Source organism: Allobranchiibius huperziae, assembly GCF_013410455.1.
Taxonomy (GTDB): domain Bacteria; phylum Actinomycetota; class Actinomycetes; order Actinomycetales; family Dermatophilaceae; genus Allobranchiibius; species Allobranchiibius huperziae.
Window position 1 is genome coordinate 1,904,929 of sequence record NZ_JACCFW010000001.1, and the last position, 20,088, is coordinate 1,925,016.

At 69.7% G+C, this 20,088-nt stretch carries 25 protein-coding genes; 13 read left to right on the top strand and 12 right to left on the bottom strand.

The window, feature by feature from the left end; translation table 11 throughout:
• Positions 1–23 precede the first annotated feature (23 nt).
• The 6 genes from pdxS to HNR15_RS09010 form a co-directional block, all read right to left on the bottom strand.
• Positions 24–944, bottom strand: a complete 921-nt coding sequence (pdxS, locus tag HNR15_RS08985) for a pyridoxal 5'-phosphate synthase lyase subunit PdxS (RefSeq protein WP_179481008.1) — start codon at positions 942–944, stop codon at positions 24–26.
• Between the two features lie 188 nt (positions 945–1,132).
• Positions 1,133–1,693: a hypothetical protein gene (locus HNR15_RS08990; protein WP_179481010.1), complete on the bottom strand. Its 561-nt coding sequence runs from the start codon at positions 1,691–1,693 to the stop codon at positions 1,133–1,135.
• Positions 1,693–2,856, bottom strand: coding sequence for a glycosyltransferase (locus HNR15_RS08995; RefSeq protein WP_179481012.1), 1,164 nt, complete (start codon positions 2,854–2,856; stop codon positions 1,693–1,695). Before HNR15_RS08995 ends, HNR15_RS08990 begins: the two co-directional genes overlap by 1 nt.
• Positions 2,853–3,785: a phosphatidylinositol mannoside acyltransferase gene (locus HNR15_RS09000; protein WP_179481014.1), complete on the bottom strand. Its 933-nt coding sequence runs from the start codon at positions 3,783–3,785 to the stop codon at positions 2,853–2,855. The genes HNR15_RS08995 and HNR15_RS09000 overlap by 4 nt, the downstream gene beginning before the upstream one ends.
• Entirely contained in the window at positions 3,782–4,474 is a 693-nt protein-coding gene (gene pgsA, locus HNR15_RS09005) for a phosphatidylinositol phosphate synthase (protein WP_179481016.1), read from the bottom strand. The genes HNR15_RS09000 and pgsA overlap by 4 nt, the downstream gene beginning before the upstream one ends.
• A gap of 13 nt (positions 4,475–4,487) precedes the next feature.
• Complete coding sequence (locus HNR15_RS09010; RefSeq protein WP_179481018.1) at positions 4,488–5,048, bottom strand: HIT family protein; 561 nt, start codon at positions 5,046–5,048, stop codon at positions 4,488–4,490.
• 115 nt (positions 5,049–5,163) lie between these two features.
• Between HNR15_RS09010 and HNR15_RS09015 the strand changes: the two genes are divergently transcribed.
• The 4 genes from HNR15_RS09015 to HNR15_RS09030 are packed head-to-tail and all read left to right on the top strand — an operon-like array spanning position 5,164 to position 7,343.
• Positions 5,164–5,931, top strand: a complete 768-nt coding sequence (locus HNR15_RS09015) for a HipA family kinase (protein ID WP_179481020.1) — start codon at positions 5,164–5,166, stop codon at positions 5,929–5,931.
• On the top strand, positions 5,928–6,314 hold the full coding sequence (locus HNR15_RS09020) for a DUF3037 domain-containing protein (protein ID WP_179481023.1): 387 nt from the start codon (positions 5,928–5,930) through the stop codon (positions 6,312–6,314). Before HNR15_RS09015 ends, HNR15_RS09020 begins: the two co-directional genes overlap by 4 nt.
• Complete coding sequence (locus HNR15_RS09025; protein WP_179481025.1) at positions 6,311–6,853, top strand: YbaK/EbsC family protein; 543 nt, start codon at positions 6,311–6,313, stop codon at positions 6,851–6,853. Before HNR15_RS09020 ends, HNR15_RS09025 begins: the two co-directional genes overlap by 4 nt.
• A gap of 55 nt (positions 6,854–6,908) precedes the next feature.
• On the top strand, positions 6,909–7,343 hold the full coding sequence (locus HNR15_RS09030) for a nitroreductase family deazaflavin-dependent oxidoreductase (RefSeq protein ID WP_179481027.1): 435 nt from the start codon (positions 6,909–6,911) through the stop codon (positions 7,341–7,343).
• A 56-nt stretch (positions 7,344–7,399) separates the two neighbouring features.
• Here HNR15_RS09030 and HNR15_RS09035 read toward each other — a convergent pair whose 3' ends face one another.
• Together HNR15_RS09035 and thrS are read right to left on the bottom strand one after the other, a co-directional pair.
• Complete coding sequence (locus HNR15_RS09035; RefSeq protein ID WP_179481029.1) at positions 7,400–8,077, bottom strand: hypothetical protein; 678 nt, start codon at positions 8,075–8,077, stop codon at positions 7,400–7,402.
• A 436-nt stretch (positions 8,078–8,513) separates the two neighbouring features.
• A complete protein-coding gene (gene thrS / locus HNR15_RS09040; RefSeq protein WP_179481031.1) occupies positions 8,514–10,496 on the bottom strand; it encodes a threonine--tRNA ligase in 1,983 nt (660 codons plus the stop codon).
• Between the two features lie 151 nt (positions 10,497–10,647).
• Between thrS and pcaDC the strand changes: the two genes are divergently transcribed.
• The 5 genes from pcaDC (at position 10,648) to HNR15_RS09065 (ending at position 14,952) form a co-directional block, all read left to right on the top strand.
• The gene (gene pcaDC / locus HNR15_RS18810; protein WP_179481033.1) at positions 10,648–11,826 is read left to right on the top strand and encodes a bifunctional 3-oxoadipate enol-lactonase/4-carboxymuconolactone decarboxylase PcaDC; all 1,179 of its coding nucleotides are present in this window, start codon (positions 10,648–10,650) and stop codon (positions 11,824–11,826) included.
• Between the two features lie 89 nt (positions 11,827–11,915).
• Positions 11,916–12,284: a hypothetical protein gene (locus HNR15_RS09050; RefSeq protein WP_179481035.1), complete on the top strand. Its 369-nt coding sequence runs from the start codon at positions 11,916–11,918 to the stop codon at positions 12,282–12,284.
• Positions 12,285–12,394: 110 nt separating this feature from the next.
• Positions 12,395–13,573 (top strand): xylose isomerase, encoded by a 1,179-nt coding sequence (xylA, locus tag HNR15_RS09055; protein ID WP_179481037.1) that lies wholly within the window; start codon positions 12,395–12,397, stop codon positions 13,571–13,573.
• A 78-nt stretch (positions 13,574–13,651) separates the two neighbouring features.
• The gene (locus HNR15_RS09060) at positions 13,652–14,020 is read left to right on the top strand and encodes a hypothetical protein (protein ID WP_179481039.1); all 369 of its coding nucleotides are present in this window, start codon (positions 13,652–13,654) and stop codon (positions 14,018–14,020) included.
• A 101-nt stretch (positions 14,021–14,121) separates the two neighbouring features.
• Positions 14,122–14,952, top strand: a complete 831-nt coding sequence (locus tag HNR15_RS09065) for an oxidoreductase (RefSeq protein ID WP_179481041.1) — start codon at positions 14,122–14,124, stop codon at positions 14,950–14,952.
• 69 nt (positions 14,953–15,021) lie between these two features.
• Here HNR15_RS09065 and HNR15_RS09070 read toward each other — a convergent pair whose 3' ends face one another.
• Positions 15,022–15,387: an antitoxin gene (locus HNR15_RS09070; RefSeq protein ID WP_179481043.1), complete on the bottom strand. Its 366-nt coding sequence runs from the start codon at positions 15,385–15,387 to the stop codon at positions 15,022–15,024.
• Between the two features lie 161 nt (positions 15,388–15,548).
• Between HNR15_RS09070 and HNR15_RS09075 the strand changes: the two genes are divergently transcribed.
• The 4 genes from HNR15_RS09075 to HNR15_RS09090 all read left to right on the top strand — a co-directional run bounded on the left by HNR15_RS09075 (position 15,549) and on the right by HNR15_RS09090 (position 18,297).
• Positions 15,549–15,821, top strand: coding sequence for a DUF7218 family protein (locus HNR15_RS09075; protein ID WP_179481046.1), 273 nt, complete (start codon positions 15,549–15,551; stop codon positions 15,819–15,821).
• Positions 15,822–15,824: 3 nt separating this feature from the next.
• Positions 15,825–16,439, top strand: a complete 615-nt coding sequence (locus HNR15_RS09080; RefSeq protein WP_179481048.1) for an endonuclease — start codon at positions 15,825–15,827, stop codon at positions 16,437–16,439.
• Between the two features lie 41 nt (positions 16,440–16,480).
• A complete protein-coding gene (locus HNR15_RS09085; protein WP_179481050.1) occupies positions 16,481–17,278 on the top strand; it encodes a polysaccharide deacetylase family protein in 798 nt (265 codons plus the stop codon).
• A gap of 71 nt (positions 17,279–17,349) precedes the next feature.
• Positions 17,350–18,297 carry an NYN domain-containing protein gene (locus HNR15_RS09090; RefSeq protein ID WP_179481052.1) on the top strand — a complete coding sequence of 316 codons (948 nt, stop codon included), beginning with the start codon at positions 17,350–17,352 and terminating at the stop codon, positions 18,295–18,297.
• Between the two features lie 15 nt (positions 18,298–18,312).
• Here the strand turns inward: HNR15_RS09090 and HNR15_RS09095 are convergent, their stop codons facing one another.
• The 3 genes from HNR15_RS09095 to HNR15_RS09105 form a co-directional block, all read right to left on the bottom strand.
• A complete protein-coding gene (locus HNR15_RS09095; RefSeq protein WP_179481054.1) occupies positions 18,313–18,795 on the bottom strand; it encodes an SRPBCC domain-containing protein in 483 nt (160 codons plus the stop codon).
• On the bottom strand, positions 18,792–19,118 hold the full coding sequence (locus HNR15_RS09100) for an ArsR/SmtB family transcription factor (protein ID WP_179481056.1): 327 nt from the start codon (positions 19,116–19,118) through the stop codon (positions 18,792–18,794). The genes HNR15_RS09095 and HNR15_RS09100 overlap by 4 nt, the downstream gene beginning before the upstream one ends.
• Positions 19,119–19,227: 109 nt before the next feature.
• Positions 19,228–20,085 (bottom strand): endo alpha-1,4 polygalactosaminidase, encoded by an 858-nt coding sequence (locus HNR15_RS09105; protein ID WP_179481058.1) that lies wholly within the window; start codon positions 20,083–20,085, stop codon positions 19,228–19,230.
• Between the last annotated feature and the right edge of the window lie 3 nt (positions 20,086–20,088).

The window sequence follows — 20,088 nt, forward strand, 5'->3', positions numbered from 1 at the left end:
CTCCGCTCGATGCGGCGGCAGCCTTACCAGCCGCGCTCGGCCAGCCGGTGCGGCTCGGGGATCTCGTCGACGTTGATGCCGACCATGGCCTCGCCGAGACCGCGGGACACCTTGGCGATCATGTCGGGGTCGTCGTAGAACGTGGTGGCCTTGACGATGGCCTCCGCGCGCTGCACCGGGTTGCCCGACTTGAAGATGCCGGAGCCGACGAAGACGCCCTCGGCGCCCAGCTGCATCATCATCGCGGCGTCCGCCGGGGTGGCGATGCCGCCCGCGGTGAAGAGCACGACGGGCAGCTTGCCGAGGCCCGCGACCTCCTTGACCAGCTCGTACGGCGCCTGCAGCTCCTTCGCGGCGACGTACAGCTCGTCGTCGGCCAGCGTGGTCAATCGGCGGATCTCGGCGCGGATGGTGCGCATGTGCGTGGTGGCGTTGGAGACGTCGCCGGTGCCGGCCTCACCCTTGGAGCGGATCATCGCCGCGCCCTCGGTGATACGACGCAGCGCCTCGCCCAGGTTGGTGGCACCGCAGACGAACGGTGCGGTGAACTCCCACTTGTCGATGTGGTTGGCGTAGTCGGCCGGGGTCAGCACCTCCGACTCGTCGATGTAGTCGACGCCGAGGCTCTGCAGCACCTGCGCCTCGACGAAGTGCCCGATGCGCGCCTTGGCCATCACGGGGATCGAGACGGTCTCGATGATGCTGTCGATCATGTCCGGGTCCGAGGCGCGGGACACGCCACCCTGCGCACGGATGTCGGCGGGGACCCGCTCCAGGGCCATCACCGCGACGGCGCCGGCGTCCTCGGCGATCTTCGCCTGTTCGGCGGTGACCACGTCCATGATCACGCCGCCCTTGAGCATCTCGGCCATCCCCCGCTTGACGTGGGCGGTGCCGGTGCGGCCGCCACCCTGAGGCTGGGTGTCGGTGGTCTGCGAGGTCATGACGACTCCTTGTGCGGGGGTACGACGGATGGTCTGCGACCAGCGTACAAGCGGCGCGAGGCCGCAAAGTGCCACGTCCGCGTCGATGACCGCTATCGGTCACGACAGGTTGTGGTCAGCGCGGCGGACGCGACAACGGGAGTACGTGCGCGCCCGATCGGGCGCGCGTACTCCCGATGCGCGCGGGCTCAGTCGGTCTGCGGGATCCGGTCGTCGAACTGCACCATCTGCGGCAGATGCGTACGACCGGCGAGCCGGAAGAGGCGCACGACGGGCTTTGCACGCACCCGACGTACGTCGCGCACGGCGTCGTCGTGGAAGCGGCGCGCCAGCTGCACCCGCGCGCCCGCCTGCTGCACCAGGTGGGCGTACTCCGAGACACCCTCCTGCACCACGGTTTCCCGCGTCAGGACGGCCAATAGCGTGATGGTGAGATCCGTCTCGATCGTGGCCCGCTGCTGGTCGACGCCATGCTCCTGCACCTCCGAACTCACCTCGGTGGCGTCCGACGCGTCGAGCGACGAGCCGGCGGCGTCCGCCAGCAGCATCGAACTCGCGGGGTCGAGCAGACCGGAGTTGGCCAGCTCCATGCTGGTCTCGGCGCGGCGTACGAGCTGGGCGTCCAGGGCCGACAGGGATCCCTCCACCCGGCCGTGCAGACGGTCCAGCCGAGCGGCGCTGTACGAGAGGTACCACGCGATCAGCGCGAGCACGGCGACCGCGATCGCGATCCAGCCCCACGGGTACATCAGCGCGCTCCTCGACGGCGGGCGACCAACCGCCGCGGCGACGCGACCGGGACACCCGCGGAGACGACGGTCTCGTAGACGTTCATGACCTGCGACGCGACCCGCGACCAGTCGAACTCCTGCGCCCGAGCCGTCCCCGCCGCGCGATAGGACCGGCGCGCGTCGGGATCGGCGAGCAGCGAGAGCGCCTGTCGGGCGAGGTCTTCGGGATCGCCGGTGGCGAAGAGCCGCCCGTCGGCCCCGTCGCGCAGCACCGCACGGAACGCGTCCAGGTCGCTGGCGAGCACCGGCGCGCCCGCGCTCATGGCCTCGATCAGGATGATCCCGAAGCTCTCGCCACCGGTGTTCGGTGCGACGTACGCGTCGGCCGAGGCGAGCAGGCTCGCCTTCTCCTGGTCGGTGACGGAGCCGAGCATCTCGGCGGCCGCCGCCACCCGGTCCGGTACGCCGTGCAGCGCCTCGCGGGCGTCGCCCGGCCCGGCGATCAGCAGCCGCAGACCCGGCCGCGCGTCCAGGAGCCGCGGCATCGCGTCGAGCAGCACGGGCAGACCTTTTCGCGGCTCGTTGATCCGGCCGAGAAAGGCCAGGGTCGGGCGTTCGGGAGTGCCCTGCCACCAGGGCGCGTGCGGCGCGGCGGCGAACGGCTCGACGTACACGCCGTTCGGGATGACCACGGCGTCGCCGCCGAGGTGCCGGCGCACGGTGTCGCGCGCCTCCGCCGACACGGCGATCCGGCCGACCACCTTCTCCAGGCCGGGCTGCAGGATCGGCTGGGCGGCGTGCATGACGCGCGAGCGCATGGTGGCGGTGTGGAAGGTCGCCACGAGCGGTTGCTCGGCGGCCCACATCGTCAACATCGAGAGGCTGGGACTGACCGGTTCATGCACGTGGATGACGTCGAAGTCTCCGCGCTCGACCCACTTCGCGACCCGGGAGGCGGTCACCGGGCCGAAGAGCAGTCGCGCGACCGACCCGTTGTAGGGCACCGGTACGGCACGGCCGGCTCCCGTGACGTACGCCGGCAGCGGCGTGTCCTCGTCGGCCGGCGCCAGCACGCTCACCGCATGCCCCTGCGCCAGGTAGAACTCGGCCAGGTCGCGGATGTGCAGCTGCACTCCCCCGGGCACGTCGAAGGAATACGGGCTGACCATGCCGATCCTCACGGCGCCGCCCCATCGGCACGGCTCAGGTCCTCCACGAAGACCCGCTGCATCATGTGCCAGTCCTGCGTGTGCTCGCGGATCGTGTCGCCCAGGGCGTCCGCGCACTGCTGGGTCATGGCGGTGATCTTCTCGCGATCGGTGCCTTCGGCAGGCACGGTCACCCGCGGCCCGAAGTCCGCGACCACCCGCTGGATGGCCCGGCCCGGCAGCTTCTCGTACGTGACGCTCAACGGGTAGAGCGCGGCGCCGGTCTCCAGCGCGAGGCGCGCGGGTCCGGCCGCCATCCGCGCGGGATGCCCGCACAACTGCACCTGCACGCCGCGGGAGGTGAGGTCGCGATCGGACAGCAGCGGCACGAACCCGCCGGCCATTACCGCAGCGACCAACTCCGGGTACGGCTCGGCCCCGCCGGTGAGCGGCAGGATCCGGATGCCCAGGCTGGCGCGGTAGTCGACGAACTGCTGGAAGAGCGCTTCGGGTTTCAGTCGCTCGGCGACCGTGGTGACGCGGGCGAAGTTGCGGGTGGCCCACGCCCCGCACATGTCCCAGTTGCCCAAGTGAGCGAGGAAGAGGATCACCGCGTCCCCGCCGTCCAGGATCCGCTTCGCCTCCGGCCCGTTGCCCGCGAGCCGCAGCATCTGGTCGATGTCGTCGCTGCCGGCGACCTGCTCCAGACGGAACGCGTCGCACCAGTAGCGGAAGTAGGACCGCATGCCCAGCCGCACGAGCGCGTCGAGCTCGTCGTCGTCCAGCTCCGGGCGCACCTTCGCGTAGTTGGCGCGCAGCCGCTGCACGTCCTTGCCGCCGCGCGCGGTGATGCGGTCGGCGATGCGCTCGAACATGGCGTACGCCGCCCGCTCGGGCATCCGTCGTACGAGCGCCCACCCGGCGCGGAACCCCGCCAGCGTGAGCCGGTCGGTGAGGTTCACTCCACCCTCGGGGTGCTGCTCTCCCCGGTCGGGCGGGCGGCGGCAGCGGGAGGCGTCTGCGCGGACAGTGCCTGGGTGCGCACCGTCAGCATCCGCTGCAGCACCGTGACGAAGCTGAGCACGGCGAGCACCGCGAGCGTGATGCCCTCGACCCAGTTGCCGATCGCGTTGCCGTCCTTGATCAGGTTGCCGATACCGACCAGGCCGGTGATGACCAGGATCGACACGAGACGGTCGGCACGTTCGGCGATGCCGACGTTCGCGGTCATCCCGAGGCCCTCGGCGCGGGCCTTGGCGTAGGACACGACGCTGCCGAGGATGAGGCAGGCCAGGGCCAGCGTGGCGATGAGGACGTTGTCGCCGCGGTCGGCGTAGTAGAGGACCAGGCCGCCGAAGATCGCGGCGTCGCCGAATCGGTCGAGGGTGGAGTCGAGGTAGGCGCCCCAGTTGCTCGACCGGCCGAGCTGGCGGGCCATGTTGCCGTCGATCAGGTCCGAGAAGACGAACGCCGTGATGAAGAGCGTGCCCCAGAAGAACTGTCCGATGGGGTAGAAGACCAGCGCACCGACCACGACGCCGAGCGTGCCGACGATGGTGATGGCGTCCGGGCTGATGCCGCACTTGATGAAGAAGCGGGCGGTTGGAGTGAGGAGGGTGGTGAAGAAGGCGCGCGCGAATCGGTTGAGCATGGTGGCGCAGAGACTACCGGGGCGGCGCGTCCTCGCCCTGCCCCCACGCGGCGGCGAGGCGGCTGCGGGTGTCCTCCAGCAGCTCCGGCAGGGCCTTGGTCTGGCCGATGATCGGCAGGAAGTTGGCATCGCCGCCCCACCGCGGTACGACGTGCTGGTGCAGGTGTGCGGCCACCCCGGCACCGGCCACGGCGCCCTGGTTCATCCCGATGTTGAAGCCGTGCGGCTGCGACACCTGCGTGATGGTCGTGATCGCGGCCTTGGTCAGCTCCCCGAACTCCAGGGTCTCCTCGTCGGTGAGGTCGACGTAGAGCGGCACATGCCGGTAGGGGCAGACGAGCAGGTGCCCGGGGTTGTACGGGAAGAGGTTCATCACGGCGTAACAGGTGCGCCCGCGGTGCACGATCAGCCCGTCCGCGTCGCTCTTACTGGGGGCCGTACAGAACGGGCAGCCGAGGTCATCGTCGTCCGCCGGCTTGTCCTCCCGGATGTACGCCATTCGGTGCGGTGTCCAGAGCCGCTCGAAACCGTCCGGCACGCGGGCGAATTCGCGCTCGTCCTCCACCTCAGGCATGCGCTCGATCCTAGGCGGCACATCTGGGCGCCGGTCGCGAGGTCGATCGTCAGCGGCGTACTGGCGTCGGCGCCGGAAATCCGCTGACCATCGCGGCAGTCGGTAGCCTCGGCTCGTGCTCCCCACCGCCCGTGCCGTCCGGTACGTCGTCCCATTGCGGGAGGGCGGGTCGCTGCCCGGTGTCGTCGAGGCCGACGACGAGGGCACCTGGGTGTTGAAGTTCCGCGGTGCCGGGCAGGGTGTGAAGGCGCTCGTCGCCGAGGTCGTCGTCGGGGAGCTCGGCCGCGCCCTCGGGATCCGGGTGCCCGAGCTGAAGGCGGTCGAACTGCCGATCCAGATCGCGCGATACGAGGCCGACGAGGAGGTGCAGGACCTGCTCAGCGCGAGCGTGGGCTTCAACCTCGGGGTCGACCTGCTGCCCGCCGCGTTCAACTACGACCCCGCGTACCCGCCGCCCGCCGACGAGGCGGCGGCGATCCTGTGGCTGGACGCGTTCACCGCGAACATCGACCGCACGCCGCACAACCCCAATCTGCTGCGCTGGCACCGCAATACGTGGTGCATCGACCACGGTGCGGCGCTCTACTTCCACCATTCCTGGCCCTCCAGGGGCGCCGACGCCGCCCGGTTCGCCGCGCAGCCCTTCGACGCCTCGACGCACGTGCTGCGTCCGGTCGCACGCGGACTGGCGCAGACGCACGAGCGGCTCGGCGCCCAGGTCAACGAGCCCGCGTTGCGCGCGGTGCTCGACCTCGTGCCCGACGAGTGGCTCGAGCCCGCACCGGGGCTGCTCGATCCCGCGGCGGTGCGCTCGGCGTACGTCGAACACCTGCTCGCGCGGCTCGCCTCCCCCGGGCCCTGGCTGCCGCAGGACCCGTCATGAACGCGCTGCTGGGCTACCAGTACGTCGTACTGCGCTGCGTGCCCTCAGCCGTGCGCGAGGAGTTCCTCAACGTCGGGGTCGTCCTCTACTGCCAGCAGGCCGGCTTCCTGCAGGTCGCCTGGTCGGTCGACGACGCGCGCTTGCTGGCGTTCGCGCCGACGCTGGACCCTGCCGAGGTGCGTGCGGCCCTGCAGACCGCCGAGGCCGCCTGCCGGGACGGCGCCGTCGAGGGCCGTCCCGACCTCGTCGGACTGGGGCCCAGGTTCGGCTGGCTCGCGGCGCCGCGCTCGACCGTGCTGCGCCCCGGTCCGGGCCACGGCGGTCTCACGACCGACCCCGCGGCCGAGCTGGCTCGCCTGCTTGCGGTATTGGTGGAGGTATGACGCGCGCATTCCTGGTCTGGGGACCGGCCACCGACCACCCCGAGCTGATGGCCGACCCCACGCGACGGGCGCTGGACGACCTCGCCGACCGGGACGTCGTACACGCGTGCTCGATCGACCCCGAGATCGCCGACACCGCAACGCTCGTCGCGAAGTCCGGGTACCCGCTGCAGCAGTGCGCCAACTGCGTGGTCGTGGCCGGCAAGCGGGACGGGGTGGAGCGTGTCGCCGCCCTCGTCGTCCTGGCGCACACCCGCGCCGACGTCAACGGCGTCGTCCGCCGCACCCTCGACGTGCGCAAGCTGTCGTTCATGTCGCAGGAGGCCGCCGTCGAGCGCACCGGCATGGAGTACGGCGGCATCACCCCCCTTGGCCTGCCGCCGGAGTGGCCCATCTACGTCGATGCCGCCGTCGCGCACACCGACCCCGTGATGATCGGATCGGGGCTGCGCCGCGGCAAGCTCGAACTGCCCGGGGCGGTCCTCGCGGCGCTTCCCGGTGCCCAGATCATCGACGGGCTGGCGCGCGTCGCGGAATGACGCCGCGCCCTCCCGCTGTTGTCAGTCACACACGTCCACGAACGAGGAGAGACACATGCCGCTCACGGGTGAGTACGCCGAAGAGAAGACCGAGTGGGTCAGGGACCAGCTCGCCAAGATCGACGAGGCCGGCACCACCGAGGTCGTCGGGGTGCAGGGCATGGCGGTCGTCGTCTACACGGTGCGTAGCGCCAAGACCGGCAAGCTGCGCCGCGTGCCTTTGATGCGCGTCGAGCACGACGGGGTCTACGCGGCCGTCGCGTCGTACGGCGGCGCCCCGAAGCACCCCGCCTGGTACTACAACTTCGTCGCCAACCCGCAGGTCGAGGTGATGGACGGGACATCCCACCACGACGGCGTCGCCCGCCGGATCGAAGGCGACGAGCGGGCGCAGTGGTGGGAGCGCGCGGTGGCCGCCTACCCGCCGTACGCGGAGTACCAGACCAAGACCGACCGGGAGATCCCGGTCTTCGTGGTCGAGCCCGCCTGACCCCCTCTCCAGTTTTGGACATGCACAGCGGGGCAGATATGCCCCGCTGTGCATGGTCAAGTCTCCGCAGCCTGGCGATAGGCACGGACCACCTGGCGCATGAACCGCGCCGGCTCGGTCCGCAGCCCCATCAGCGGGATGCGCAGCACCCTTTCGCGGCCCAGCACCAGGTCGTTCTGACGCAGGGCGTCATCGTTCACCGAGTCGACATCGAGATGGTGCACGCCATCGATCTCGACCAACAGTCCGACCGACTCCCACCCGGCGTCGACGTACGCCACCCCGCTCGGTCGCAGTCGCCGGATCTGCCGGTCCGGCGAGGGCAGACCGTACGCCGTGCACAGCGCGCCGAAGTCGAGCTCGCCGAGGGACTCCGCACCGTCGCAGACGTCCCGGATCACCTGGTCGAGCAGCGTTCTCCTCGCCGTGTAGGTGGTTGCCTCCCACGCTGTCCTCAGTCGATCACGATCGACGATCCGCTGTTGCACGCTCATCGACACCAGCAGGGCTGCCGTCCGATCGGTGCGCGCCCACGCGGCGGCGTGCAGGCATGCGACCTCCGGCAGGACCCTCGGCACCGGCGAATCGACCGCTGGTCCCACAGCGTTCGGTCGATGCACGGTGATCCCGGACGACCGGCGTACCCGGTTGGCCGACGGGACGCTGACGTGCACCGTGTCGTCCTCGAACTTCCGCAGTCCGGCCGCGGTGAGCGCTGTGACGCCGTCGAGCACGGCACCTGGACCCGACTCCCACACCGCGCTCCACCAACGGCTCTCGCCGACCAGCTCGGCTCCGGGAGAAGCACGGTGTGCAACCCGACGAGCCGCCACCGGCCGGCGCGGATCTCCGTACGCAGATCCGCTCGGGTCACCCCTTCACGCAGCAGGTCCGCTCGATGCGCAACACCTGCGTGATGAGATGCGACGCGTGCGAACGCCCTGGCCCGCAGGTCACGTCGACTCGGCGTACCCGCGGTGAGGAGGCCTGCACCCACCCCTTGGTCGATAGTCACGCACGCATCGCACCTCGGTGGGGAGGGCAGCCGCAGCCACGGTCGACCCCGCTGTGGACGACGCCGCGTCAATCCGAAGGGTGTGGACGGCGGCCACAAGAATTTGGACATGCATACCGGGGCAGATGTGCCCCGGTATGCATGTCCAATTTCGGTCAGACCTGAGCGCGGTCCGTGATCGCCTGCTGCACCAGCTCGATCGCCTCGTCGACCGGCACGCCGTTCTTCTGCGAGCCGTCGCGGTAGCGGAACGAGACCGCACCCGCGGCCCGGTCCTCGTCGCCGGCGATCAGCGTGAAGGGCACCTTGGACTTCGAGGCGTTGCGGATCTTCTTCGGGAAACGGTCGTCCGACGCGTCGAGCTCCGTGCGGATCCCCTTCTCCTTCAGGCGATCCAGTACGCCGCGCAGGTAGTCGTCGTACTCCGCCGCGACGGGCACGCCGAGCACCTGCACCGGTGAGAGCCACACGGGGAACGCGCCGGCGTAGTGCTCGACGAGCACGCCGAGGAAGCGCTCAATGGACCCGAACTTGGCCGAGTGGATCATCACCGGTTGCTGACGGGTGCCGTCGGCAGCCTGGTACTCCAGCCCGAAACGCTCCGGCTGGTTGAAGTCGTACTGGATCGTCGACATCTGCCAGGTGCGCCCGATGGCATCGCGCGCCTGCACCGAGATCTTCGGCCCGTAGAACGCCGCGCCGCCCGGGTCGGGCACCAGCTCCAGTCCCGACTCGGTGGCCACCTGCTCCAGGATCGCGGTGGCCTCGTCCCACTGCTCGTCGGAGCCGATGAACTTGTCCTTCTTCTCCCCTTCGGTGTCGCGAGTGGACAGCTCCAGGTAGAAGTCGTCCAGCCCGAAGTCGCGGAAGAGTCCGAGACAGAAGTTCAGCAGGTGCTTGATCTCGGCGGGCGCCTGCTCACGGGTCACGTACGAGTGCGAGTCGTCCTGCGTCATACCCCGCACCCGGGTCAGACCGTGAACGACGCCGGACTTCTCATAGCGGTAGACCCCGCCGAATTCGAAGAGCCGCAGCGGCAGCTCGCGGTAGGACCGCCCGCGCGAGCGGTAGATCAGGTTGTGCATCGGGCAGGACATCGCCTTCAGCTGGTAGTTCGCGCCCTCCAACTCCATCGGCGGGAACATCGTGTCCGCGTAGTACGGCAGGTGGCCGGAGGTGTGGAAGAGCCCGTCCTTGGAAATGTGCGGCGTCCCGACGTACTCGAAGCCCTCCTCGATGTGGCGACGGCGTACGTAGTCCTCCATCTCCCGCTTGATGACCCCGCCCTTGGGGTGGAAGACGGGCAGACCCGAACCCAGCTCCTCGGGGAAGGAGAAGAGGTCGAGCTCGGCGCCGAGCTTGCGGTGGTCGCGCTTCTCCGCCTCGGCGAGCCGGTCGGTGTACGCGCGCAGCTCCTCCTTACTCGGCCACGCGGTGCCGTAGATGCGCTGCAGCTGCGGGTTCTTCTCACTCCCCCGCCAGTACGCCGCCGCCGATCGCATGATCTTGTACGCGTTGCCGATCAGCTTGGTCGACGGCAGGTGCGGCCCACGGCACAGGTCGCCCCAGGCGACCGATCCGTCTCGGCGCACGTTGTCGTAGATGGTCAGCTCGCCCGCGCCGACCTCCGCCTCGGCGCCGTCGGCGGCCTCCGCCGCGCCGCCCTTGAGCCCGATCAGCTCCAGCTTGAACGGCTCGTCGGCGAGCTCCGCCCGGGCCTCGTCATCGGTGACCACGCGACGGGAGAAGGTCTGGCCCTCGTTGACGATGCGCTGCATCGCCTTCTCCAGAGCCTTCAGGTCCTCCGGGGTGAACGGGGTCTCGACGTCGAAGTCGTAGTAGAAGCCGTCGGTGATGGGCGGCCCGATGCCGAGCTTCGCGGCGGGGTTCACCTGCTGGACGGCCTGGGCCAGCACGTGCGCGGTGGAGTGCCGCAGCACGTTGAGCCCGTCGGGCGAGCCGATGTCGACCGGCTCCACCACGGCACCGTCCGGCACCTCGCGGAAGAGGTCGAGCAACTGCCCGTCGACCCGCATCGCCACGATCCGCCGGTCCTCGCCGAACAGATCGGTGCCCGTCGTGCCCTGCTGCACCGATCGCTCGTCTCCGGCGACATGGATGCTGAGCTGGGCAGACACGGGGTGCTCCTCGGACTATGCGCGCCGGCCGGCTGCCGACGACTGCGTCAGCAAGGCTAGTGGGCCGCCGCCGCGCACTTCACCCGCGTTTCCCCCGGCGTCGCGCGACCGGCATGCTGCAGTGATCCCGACCGACCGTGAGGACCCACCTGTGACCGCTCCTGACATCTCCGCCGTACGTCTCGGCGGGTCACCCTCCCTGCCCCTGCTGGTGCTCGGACCGTCGCTCGGCACGAGCGCGCGGGCCCTGTGGTCGCGGTGCGCCGCCCAGCTGGGTGACCGCTTCGAGGTGCTGGCGTGGGACCTGCCCGGCCACGGTTCGAACACCGAAGTGTCCGAACCCTTCTCGATCGCCGACCTGGCGGCCGGTGTGCGCACCCTGGTGGACGACGTACTGACCGACCGCGGCGAGCCGGGCGGTTCCTTCAGTTACGCCGGCGACTCGGTGGGCGGCGCGGTCGGGCTGCAGCTGCTGCTCGACCTGCCGGGGCGGGTGGAGCGCGCGGTGCTGGTGTGCACCGGCGCCGTCATCGGCACGCCCGAGTCATGGCACGAACGGGCCTCGCTGGTGCGCGCCTCAGGCACGGCGACCATGGTCGAACGCGCCACCCGCACCTGGTTCGCACCCGGCTTCCCCCACCTCGAGCCGTCCGTGGCCACCGAATTGCTGCAGTCGTTGCGCGATGCCGACGACGAGGGATACGCCCAGGTCTGCGAGGCGCTGGCCGGTTTCGACGTCCGCCACCGCGTGGCGGACATACGGACACCGGTGGTGGCGGTGGCCGGCTCGGTCGACCCGGCGACCCCGGTCGCGGGTCTGCAGGAGATCGCGTCCGGCGTACGGCGCGGTCGCCTGGTGGTGCTCGACGACGTGGCCCATCTGGCGCCCGCCGAGGTGCCCGACCGGATCGCGCGCATCATCCGCGACGACCCCGAGCCCGCGAGCAGCGTTGCCACGCAAACACGTTCGCCCGGCATGACGGTGCGACGTGAGGTGCTCGGCGACGAGTACGTCGACAGCGCCATCGCCGGAGCGACCGACCTCACGCGCGACTTCCAGGACTTCGTCACCGAGCACGCGTGGGGTGCCGTCTGGACGCGACCGGGCCTGGATCGACGCAGCAGGTCGATCGTGGCGCTCACCGCGTCCGTCGCGGGCGGCCACGAGCGGGAGCTGGCCGTGCACGTGCGCGGCGCCCTCACCAACGGTCTCACTCGCGACGAGTTGAGCGAGGTGCTGCTGCAGACGGCCGTCTACTGCGGCGTGCCGGCTGCCCAGTCGGCGTTCCGGGTCGCTCAGCAGGTGCTGGACGACATCGATCAGGAGTGACGGCGCTCGGAATCCGTTGCACTCGAGGCTGATCGGCCTTCCTGGTCCGAACCGGCCCGCGCGCTCCGGTGCCGCCGTACGATCCGACCGTGGACGACCGGCTCCGACATTTCCCCCGCGAGGACCGGTCGTGGTCGGCGACAGCGGTGCTGTGCGTCGGGGTGGTGTTCTGCGGGTGGCTGGTCGCCACCGCGATCTTCCATTCCTCCGTTGACAGCGTCCTGCGGGGTCTTGCCGGGCTCGTCGTCATCACCGAAGTGGTGCTGGACGAGGCGCAGGGCATCGTGGTCGACCGGGCCGGCGTACACCCGCCTCTGAGACGTGTCCTGCGATGGCAGACGGTGGAGGGTGTGTTTCCCCGGCGACGTGTGGCTCTCGCTGCGGTGCACCGACCGCAACTACCGGCACGCGCGACTGCCCACCCGTTACGCCGCGGACGTGGCACGTGTCGGCCGTAAGCCCCTTCAGACGGGCCCGCCACCCGCTGGAGAACCCCACCTGCACGATCTCCGATCGGGCGAGTAGACATAGCCGGCAACTGTTTCGACCATCGACCTGAAGGACACCCATGGACCTGACCCCCCGCCCCGAGCACAAGTTCTCCTTCGGCCTCTGGACCGTGGGCTGGCCCGGAATCGACCCGTTCGGCATCGCCACCCGCCCGATGCTGGATCCCTGGGAGTACGCCGAGCGGCTGGCCGAGCTGGGCGCCTGGGGCATCACCTTCCACGACAACGACGTCTACGCCTTCGAGGCGACTGACGCGCAGCGTGAGCAAGCGACCACGCGGCTCAAGAAGGCCGCCGACGACGCCGGCCTGGTGATCGAGATGGTCACCACCAACACCTTCACCCACCCGGCGTTCAAGGACGGTGGCCTGACCAGCAACGACCGCTCGGTGCGTCGTTTCGGGCTGCGCAAGATCATCCGGGCCGTGGACATGGCCGCCGAGATGGGCGCGAGCACCTTCGTCATGTGGGGCGGCCGCGAGGGCGCGGAATACGACGGGTCGAAGGACCTCTACGGCGCGTTCGAGCGCTACAAGGAGGGCCTGGACACCGTCGCCGGCTACATCAAGTCGAAGGGCTACGACCTTCGAATCGGGTTGGAGCCCAAGCCGAACGAGCCCCGCGGCGACATCTTCCTGCCGACCGTCGGTCACGCGCTGGCCTTCATCGCCCAGCTCGAGCACGGCGACATCGTCGGCGTGAACCCCGAGACCGGGCACGAGCAGATGGCCAACCTGAACTACACCCACCAGCTCGCCCAGGCGCTCTGGAGCGGCAAGCTCTTCCACATCGACCTCAACGGTCAGCGCGGCCTGAAGTACGACCAGGACCTGGTCTTCGGTCACGGCGACCTGACCTCGGCGTTCTTCACGGTCGACCTACTGGAGAACGGCTTCCCCGGACAGCCGGACGCGCCTCGCTACGACGGTCCGCGCCACTTCGACTACAAGCCGTCGCGCACCGAGCACCTGCTCGGTGTCTGGGAGTCGGCCAAGGCCTGCATGCAGACCTACCTGCTGCTCGCGGAGAAGGCGAAGGCGTTCCGCGCCGACCCGCAGGTGCAGGAGGCCATGGAGTACGCCGGCGTGTCGAACCTGCGCGTGCCGACCATCGCGGCCGACGAGACCCTGGAGCAGTTCCTGGCCGGCGACGACGGCTTCGACCCCGACGAAGCGGGCCGGCGCGACTACGGATTCGTGAAGTTGCAGCAGCTCGCCATTCAGCACCTGGTCGGCTGATCCGACGTGCGGTCGGCGCGGGATCGGCCTGCCCCGCAGGACAGGCTGACGGTGGTCCCGCGCCGACCTCGTCCGTGGGTGCTGATCGCGGTCGGCACGGTGTTCGTCGTCTTCGTGGTGGGTTCGGTCGTGGACGTCATCTCGGACTTCAGGTGGGATTCCCCTCTCAGATTCTTCACCCCCGTCTACCTGGGCGTCTTTGCGTGGATCCACTTCCGGCCGCTGCATGCAGACCGCGACGGCATCACCAGACGCGACACATTCCGCGCGACGCCGTGGTCCCAGGTCGAAGCGCTGATCGAATCCGGCAGGTGGGACCCGACCATCCATGTGCGGATGTCGGGCAAGGATCGCCAGACCGGCTTCCCGGCCGAACACCTCGAGCGCTTGGTCGAGCTCAGCGGCAAGCCGGTGGAACGTCGAGAGTCGTCACAGGCTCCGGCTTAGATCCGTCCCACAACGTAGGTCGATCGCCGCGCCGGGAATGAATCGCGCAGTCCCTAGTTGAACGATGTAACCGACGTCTCACAACAGTCCGAGGAGGACATGTGGCTCCCAAGGTTTGGTTCATCACCGGCGCGTCCAAGGGCTTCGGCCGCGAGTGGGCGATCGCCGCGCTCGAGCGGGGGGACAAGGTCGCCGCCACGGCGCGCAAGACCGACACCCTCGACGACCTCGTGCAGAAGTACGGCGACGCGATCCTGCCGCTGCAACTGGACGTCAACGACCGCGACGCCGACTTCGCCGCGGTGAAGGCTGCGCACGACAACTTCGGCCGTCTCGACGTCGTGGTCAACAACGCCGGTTACGGGCACTTCGGGATGGTCGAAGAGCTCAGCGAGCAGGACCTGCGCGACCAGCTCGAGACCAACCTGTTCGGCGCGGTCTGGGTGACCCAGGCGGCGTTGCCCTACCTGCGCGAGCAGAAGTCCGGGCACATCCTGCAGGTCTCCTCGATCGGCGGCATCAGCGCGTTCCCGATCGTCGGCGCCTACCACGCGTCCAAGTGGGCCCTCGAGGGCATCAGCCAGGCCCTGGCCCAGGAGGTCGCCGAATTCGGCATCCACGTGACACTCATCGAGCCGGGCGGATTCTCCACCGACTGGGCCGGTCCATCGTCGAAGCACTCTGCCGAGCTGAGCGCGTACGACGAGACCCGCACGAAGGTCGTGGAGCAGCGTCAGACGCGCAACGCCGAGCCCGGCGACCCCGCGGCCAGCGCGGCCGCCGTGCTGAAGCTGGTCGACGCCGACGAGCCGCCCCTGCGGGTGTTCTTCGGCAGCGGCCCGATCCGGATCGCCAAGGCGGACTACGAGTCGCGCCTTGCCAACTGGGAGAAGTGGCAGCCGCTCGCCGAGGAGGCGCAGGGCTCCAAGTAACCCTGATCGCACGCGAACAGGCCCTCCCAACGATGCGGTGGGAGGGCCTGTCGCGTCTGTCGATCCGGCTCAGATGCCGCCGGACCCGGGCGTCTGCGGGTTCCCGGTGGACGGCGGGTCGTCCAGCGGGCTCGCCGCTGGATTGAACGGCGCCTCGGGATCCTTCTGCGGTGCGGAGTCGAACGTCGACTTGGTCCCGGCCGTCGTGCCGCCCGCCTGCTTCTGGATGGTCTCCTCGGCCTTATCGCTGGCGGTCTTGATCTTGTCGGCGTACTTGCCCTTGGTCGCGTTGTTGACCGCCCCGCCGACCTTGTCGATGCCACCGCGGATCTTGTCCGGATTCTCGGCGGCGGCCTTCTTGGCCTTCTCGATGTTCTCCTCGGCGGCCTTGGTGGCCTTGTCCAGGGCTTCCTTCGCCTTGTCCATGAAGCTCATGACGTGCTCCTTCGTTCGAGGTCGTCCTTCATCCTGCACCAACGACCGGGTGTCCGGGAACCTCCCCACGGGGGGTCTGCGGATGCGGAGAACGAGCCGTGCGCAGGCGAATAACCGCGCTAGCGTGGAAACGGACCGACCGCCGGATGGGAGCGCCTGTCATGTCACCACGCAAGGGCCCGGGGCCGTCCGTCAAGGACGACGACCTCTACGAGAAGCTGCGCGACGAGGGCAACAGCAAGGAGAAGTCGGCGCGCATCGCGAACGCCGCTGCCAACACCTCGCGATCGAGCGTGGGCCGCAAGGGCGGCTCGCACCCGTCGTACGACGAGTGGACCAAGCACGACCTGTTGCAGCGCGCCCGGGAGATCGGCGTCGAGGGCAGATCGAGGATGTCCAAGGACGAGCTCATCGAGGCTCTGCGCGACCACTGACCTATGAGCCCGACGCAGCGCGAGCGGGTCCGCGACCTGCTGGACCACCACGGCCGCACGTACGCCGACGAGGCCGGGATCACGTTGCGGGACAAGCCTGCCCCGCTCTACCAGCTGCTCACTCTCGTGACGTTGTTCTCCGTGCCCATCTCCGCCGGGGTCGCTGTCGCCGCGGCGCGTGAACTCTTCGCGGCCGGCTGGCGCACCCCGGAACACCTGCTGGGCTCGACGTGGCAGCAGCGTGTCGACGCGCTCGGCCGCGGCCACTACCGCCGCTACGACGAGAGCACCGCCACCGCTCTGCAGGAGTCCGCAGAACACCTGCGCGCCGCGTGGGGCGGGGACCTGCGCAGGGTGCGCGACGACGCCGAGGGCGACGCGGACGGCATCCAGGAACGCATCGCACGCTTCCCCCGCATCGGCCCGACCGGTGCCGCCATCTTCTGCCGCGAGGTGCAGCAGGTCTGGCCGTCGGTGCGGCCGTTCTTCGATCAGCGAGCCGTCGACGGCGCACGCGATGCGGGGCTCCCGACCGACGTCGGTCGGCTGGCCGCCCTGGTCCACGACGACGACCTCGCGCGGTTCGCGGCGGCTCTCGTACGCCGTGAACTCACCTGACCTGCGGCGTCCTCCCAGACGCCTCTGGCATAAAGGAGCACATGGAACGTCGATCCCTCCTCACCGCGCTGGCCGCGGGAGTCGCCGCCGCCCTGGCCGGATGCAGCAGCGCCAAGCGGTCCGCCACGACCACCGCGCCGCACTCGTCCCCGAACAGCACGGCCACCAAGGCCCCTGCCAGCACCCGGGTGTTCCACGCCCCGCACGGCATCGTGAAGGCACCCGTCCCCCGCGGCACGCTCTACATGCTGCCCGGCACCGGTAACAACGTCGCCCTGACCGTCGACGACGGCACCGACCCGCGCGTCGTGGCCGGATACGCGAAGTTGGCGAAGGACACCGGCCTGCGCCTGACGTTCTTCTGCAACGGGGTCAATCCCAGCTGGACCGAATCGGCGTCGGCGCTGCGGCCGCTGCTCGAGGAGGGCCAGATCTTCATGGCCAACCACACCTGGTCCCATCCGAGTCTGCTCAGCCTGAGCAGCGCGGAACTCACCGATCAGGTACGGCGCAACGAGACCTTCCTGAAGAACACGTACGGCGTGCTCGGTCGCCCCTTCCTGCGACCGCCGTTCGGCTATCGCAACGCACGCGTCGACGCGCAGCTCGCCGATCTCGGCTACCCCGCGGTCACCATGTGGTATGGCAGCCTTGCCGACTCCACCGTATTGAACCCGAAGCGGATCGTGGTGCACGCCGAGGAGTCGCTCAAGGCCGGTCACCTGGTCATCGGGCACGCCAACCACGACCCCGTGCTCAAGGTCTACGACCAGATCGTGCACATCATCACCTCGCGGCATCTGCAACCGGTCCATCTGGGCGACGTCTACCAGGTGTGAGCGTCTGGGAGTGACCATGGCCGATGGGGCAGACTGGCCGGAGTCCACGACCGCACGCCCGAGGGAGCCCCATGCCGGAACAAGGTGACACCCGTGTCGCTGTCTATCTCGACTTCGACAACATCGTCATCTCCCGGTACGACCAGGTGCACGGACGGCAGCGCTTCTCCAAGGACAAGGTGCGCACCGCCGACCGAGCGACCGACACCGAGATCATGGACAAGCTGGCCCAGGCCACGGTCGACGTCGGCGCGATCATCGACTTCGCGTCGTCGTTCGGCACGCTGGTGCTGACCCGGGCGTACGCCGACTGGTCGGCCGACGTGAACGCCGACTACCGCGGCCAGCTCGTCGGGCGCGCCGTCGACCTCGTGCAGCTCTTCCCCGCCGCGGCGTACGGCAAGAACGGCGCGGACATCCGCCTCGCGGTCGACGCGGTCGAGGACATGTTCCGGCTGCCCGACCTCACGCACGTCGTTCTCGTGGCTGGCGATTCGGACTACATCGCGCTCGCCCAGCGGTGCAAGCGGCTCGGCCGGTACGTCGTGGGCGTCGGCGTCGCCGGATCGACGAGCCGGTCGCTCGCGGCGGCCTGCGACGAACTCGTCACGTACGACGCGCTGCCCGGCGTCGAGCCGATCCCCGCGCCGGAGCCCGAGCCGGAGGCACCCGCGACGACCGACGTGGTCGCCGACGAGAGTGCCGAAGCGGGGACCGAGCCGGCCCCGACCAAACGCAAGCGGGCGACGCGTAAGCAGACCAAGAAGGACGAGGACGACCCGCAGATCGCCGCGACGCGCCTGCTGGAGCGTGCGCTGCGCCTCGGCCACGAGAAGAACGACGACGAGTGGCTGCACAGCTCGGCGGTCAAGAGCCAGATGAAGCGGATGGACCCCTCGTTCAGCGAGAAGGCCCTGGGCTACAAGTCGTTCTCCGGCTTCGTGATGTCACGCGACGACGTCGCGGAACTGGACGACAGCTCCCCCGCGCGCCAGATCCGCGCCCGCAACCGCGACTGAGATCCTGCCGGGTCGCTACAGCCGGGCCCGCTGCAGCCGCGCCTCCCAGCGCGGTTTCCACGGCTCGCACTCCTCGCCGCGCAGGTGCGCCGCGAGGTCGTCGAGATGCACGCCCCAGCCCGCTTCGTGGAAGGGCGCCCGGTCCAGATCGAAACCGCCCTCCTCGACGACGAGGCGGGTGCCGCCGGCCTCGGGCGTCAGCGTCGCCTCGATGGTGGTGGCCTCGTCGTCGCCCTCCGCGAACTCGACGACCAGCCGGCGCGGTGGCTCACAGGCAGTGATCCGCGCCGGATCCTGGGCCCCGCTGGTGAAGGCGGTGGTGATCTCACCGCCCACCCGCAGGTCGCCCGTCACGGTGACGAGCCACTGCGCCAGACGCGCCGGGTCGGTGACGGCCTCCCAGAGGTCCTGCGGGTCCGTCGCGTAGAGGTCGTCGACGTGGACGACTCCGCGCCCGTCGACCTGCTTCACGTAGGTGTGCTGCTCGGTACGGATCATGTCCTGTCCTCTCGGTGCGATCGCCCGCGGGCGACCTCGGTGTGCAGGGCATCCAGTCGCCGGCTCCACAGGTCGCGGTACGGCGTAAGCCAGCCGTCCAGCTCGGTGAGGCCCTGCGGGCGCAGCGAGTAGATCCGGCGTTGCCCCTCGGCGTGGACGTCGACCAGGCCCGCCTCCCGCAGCACACGTAGGTGCCGTGACACTCCCGGTCGGGCCACCGGCAGCAGGTCGGCGATCTCACCGGCCGTCAGATCCTGATCGCGCAGCGAATCCAGGATCACCCGACGTCCGGGGTCCCCGATCGCTGCCAGCATCGCGTCCATGACATCGAATGTACCCGATCAGTTACATAACGCAAGTGTTACGAATTGCTCGATCGTCACCGCGCGGACCGCACGGGGTCCTGCACCGGCGCCCCGTTGATGTGCCATGTCAGCAGATCCGGCTGACGTAACCGGACTGTCCCTTCGCCACCACGTCGCGGTCCCGCAGGAGCAGCGACACCCGCCCGCGACGCGCCGCGCAGGCCTGCGCGAATTGATCTGCCGAGTATTCGATCTCGATGACCTTCGTGCCGTACGCGCTCGTATAGGCGTCGCACTCGTCGTACTCCTGACACTCCTCGGCGACCGCGAAGTCATATCCCGATCCGCGCAGCCGGGTCGCCAGCTCGGCGGCGTTCTTCTGTCCGATGAGCAGCGTGTCCCGGTGGGCGATGCCCGCGAGCAGTGCAGCGAACGCGACGGCGTCGGCCTGCGTGAGGTGCCCCTGCGAGCGGGTGTAGGAATCGAGGTTGTCCGGTTCGACGGCGTCGTACCCGCTGTGCGCGCACCCGGCGAACCAGCCACCGACAACGGCCGCGATCGCCAGGCGCTTGGCGGGCGTGGCGATGTCCAGCAGCGCTTCGTTCCAGTCGCGGTCGATGATCAGCCGGCCGCTGGCATCGCGCAGCAGCAGGTTCGGGTGTGTGTGCTGCCACCACGCCAGATCACCCGGCTGCGCCTGGTAGGCGTTGACGTAGCAGACGTTGTAGCGACCCGGCGCCGGCGCTGAGGTGCGGTCCCGGTCGACGATGCGCACACCGGAAGCAGGCGGGTAGGAGCCGCCGATCTGGTAGTCGAAGACACCTGCCGCCGGAAAAGCCTTGGCAGCTGCGGAATTCCGTGTCGGCGTGCCGCTGGTCGGGGCGGCAGTGCCCTTCGTGCCGAGTGCGTCCGACGCTGCGCTACCGCACCCGGTCAGTGCAAGAGCGGCCGCGACCAGCAGCGCACCCGTCCGTCGTCGTGCCACCGC

What these genes read in the sequence shown, in the direction of transcription:
- pdxS (WP_179481008.1), bottom strand. Translation starts at nt 944, where the DNA reads ATGACCTCGCAGACCACCGACACCCAGCCTCAGGGTGGCGGCCGCACC.
- HNR15_RS08990 (WP_179481010.1), bottom strand. Translation starts at nt 1,693, where the DNA reads ATGTACCCGTGGGGCTGGATCGCGATCGCGGTCGCCGTGCTCGCGCTG.
- pgsA (WP_179481016.1), bottom strand. Translation starts at nt 4,474, where the DNA reads ATGCTCAACCGATTCGCGCGCGCCTTCTTCACCACCCTCCTCACTCCA.
- HNR15_RS09010 (WP_179481018.1), bottom strand. Translation starts at nt 5,048, where the DNA reads ATGCCTGAGGTGGAGGACGAGCGCGAATTCGCCCGCGTGCCGGACGGT.
- HNR15_RS09020 (WP_179481023.1), top strand. Translation starts at nt 5,928, where the DNA reads ATGAACGCGCTGCTGGGCTACCAGTACGTCGTACTGCGCTGCGTGCCC.
- HNR15_RS09025 (WP_179481025.1), top strand. Translation starts at nt 6,311, where the DNA reads ATGACGCGCGCATTCCTGGTCTGGGGACCGGCCACCGACCACCCCGAG.
- HNR15_RS09030 (WP_179481027.1), top strand. Translation starts at nt 6,909, where the DNA reads ATGCCGCTCACGGGTGAGTACGCCGAAGAGAAGACCGAGTGGGTCAGG.
- xylA (WP_179481037.1), top strand. Translation starts at nt 12,395, where the DNA reads ATGGACCTGACCCCCCGCCCCGAGCACAAGTTCTCCTTCGGCCTCTGG.
- HNR15_RS09070 (WP_179481043.1), bottom strand. Translation starts at nt 15,387, where the DNA reads ATGAGCTTCATGGACAAGGCGAAGGAAGCCCTGGACAAGGCCACCAAG.
- HNR15_RS09075 (WP_179481046.1), top strand. Translation starts at nt 15,549, where the DNA reads ATGTCACCACGCAAGGGCCCGGGGCCGTCCGTCAAGGACGACGACCTC.
- HNR15_RS09080 (WP_179481048.1), top strand. Translation starts at nt 15,825, where the DNA reads ATGAGCCCGACGCAGCGCGAGCGGGTCCGCGACCTGCTGGACCACCAC.
- HNR15_RS09085 (WP_179481050.1), top strand. Translation starts at nt 16,481, where the DNA reads ATGGAACGTCGATCCCTCCTCACCGCGCTGGCCGCGGGAGTCGCCGCC.
- HNR15_RS09090 (WP_179481052.1), top strand. Translation starts at nt 17,350, where the DNA reads ATGCCGGAACAAGGTGACACCCGTGTCGCTGTCTATCTCGACTTCGAC.
- HNR15_RS09095 (WP_179481054.1), bottom strand. Translation starts at nt 18,795, where the DNA reads ATGATCCGTACCGAGCAGCACACCTACGTGAAGCAGGTCGACGGGCGC.
- HNR15_RS09100 (WP_179481056.1), bottom strand. Translation starts at nt 19,118, where the DNA reads ATGGACGCGATGCTGGCAGCGATCGGGGACCCCGGACGTCGGGTGATC.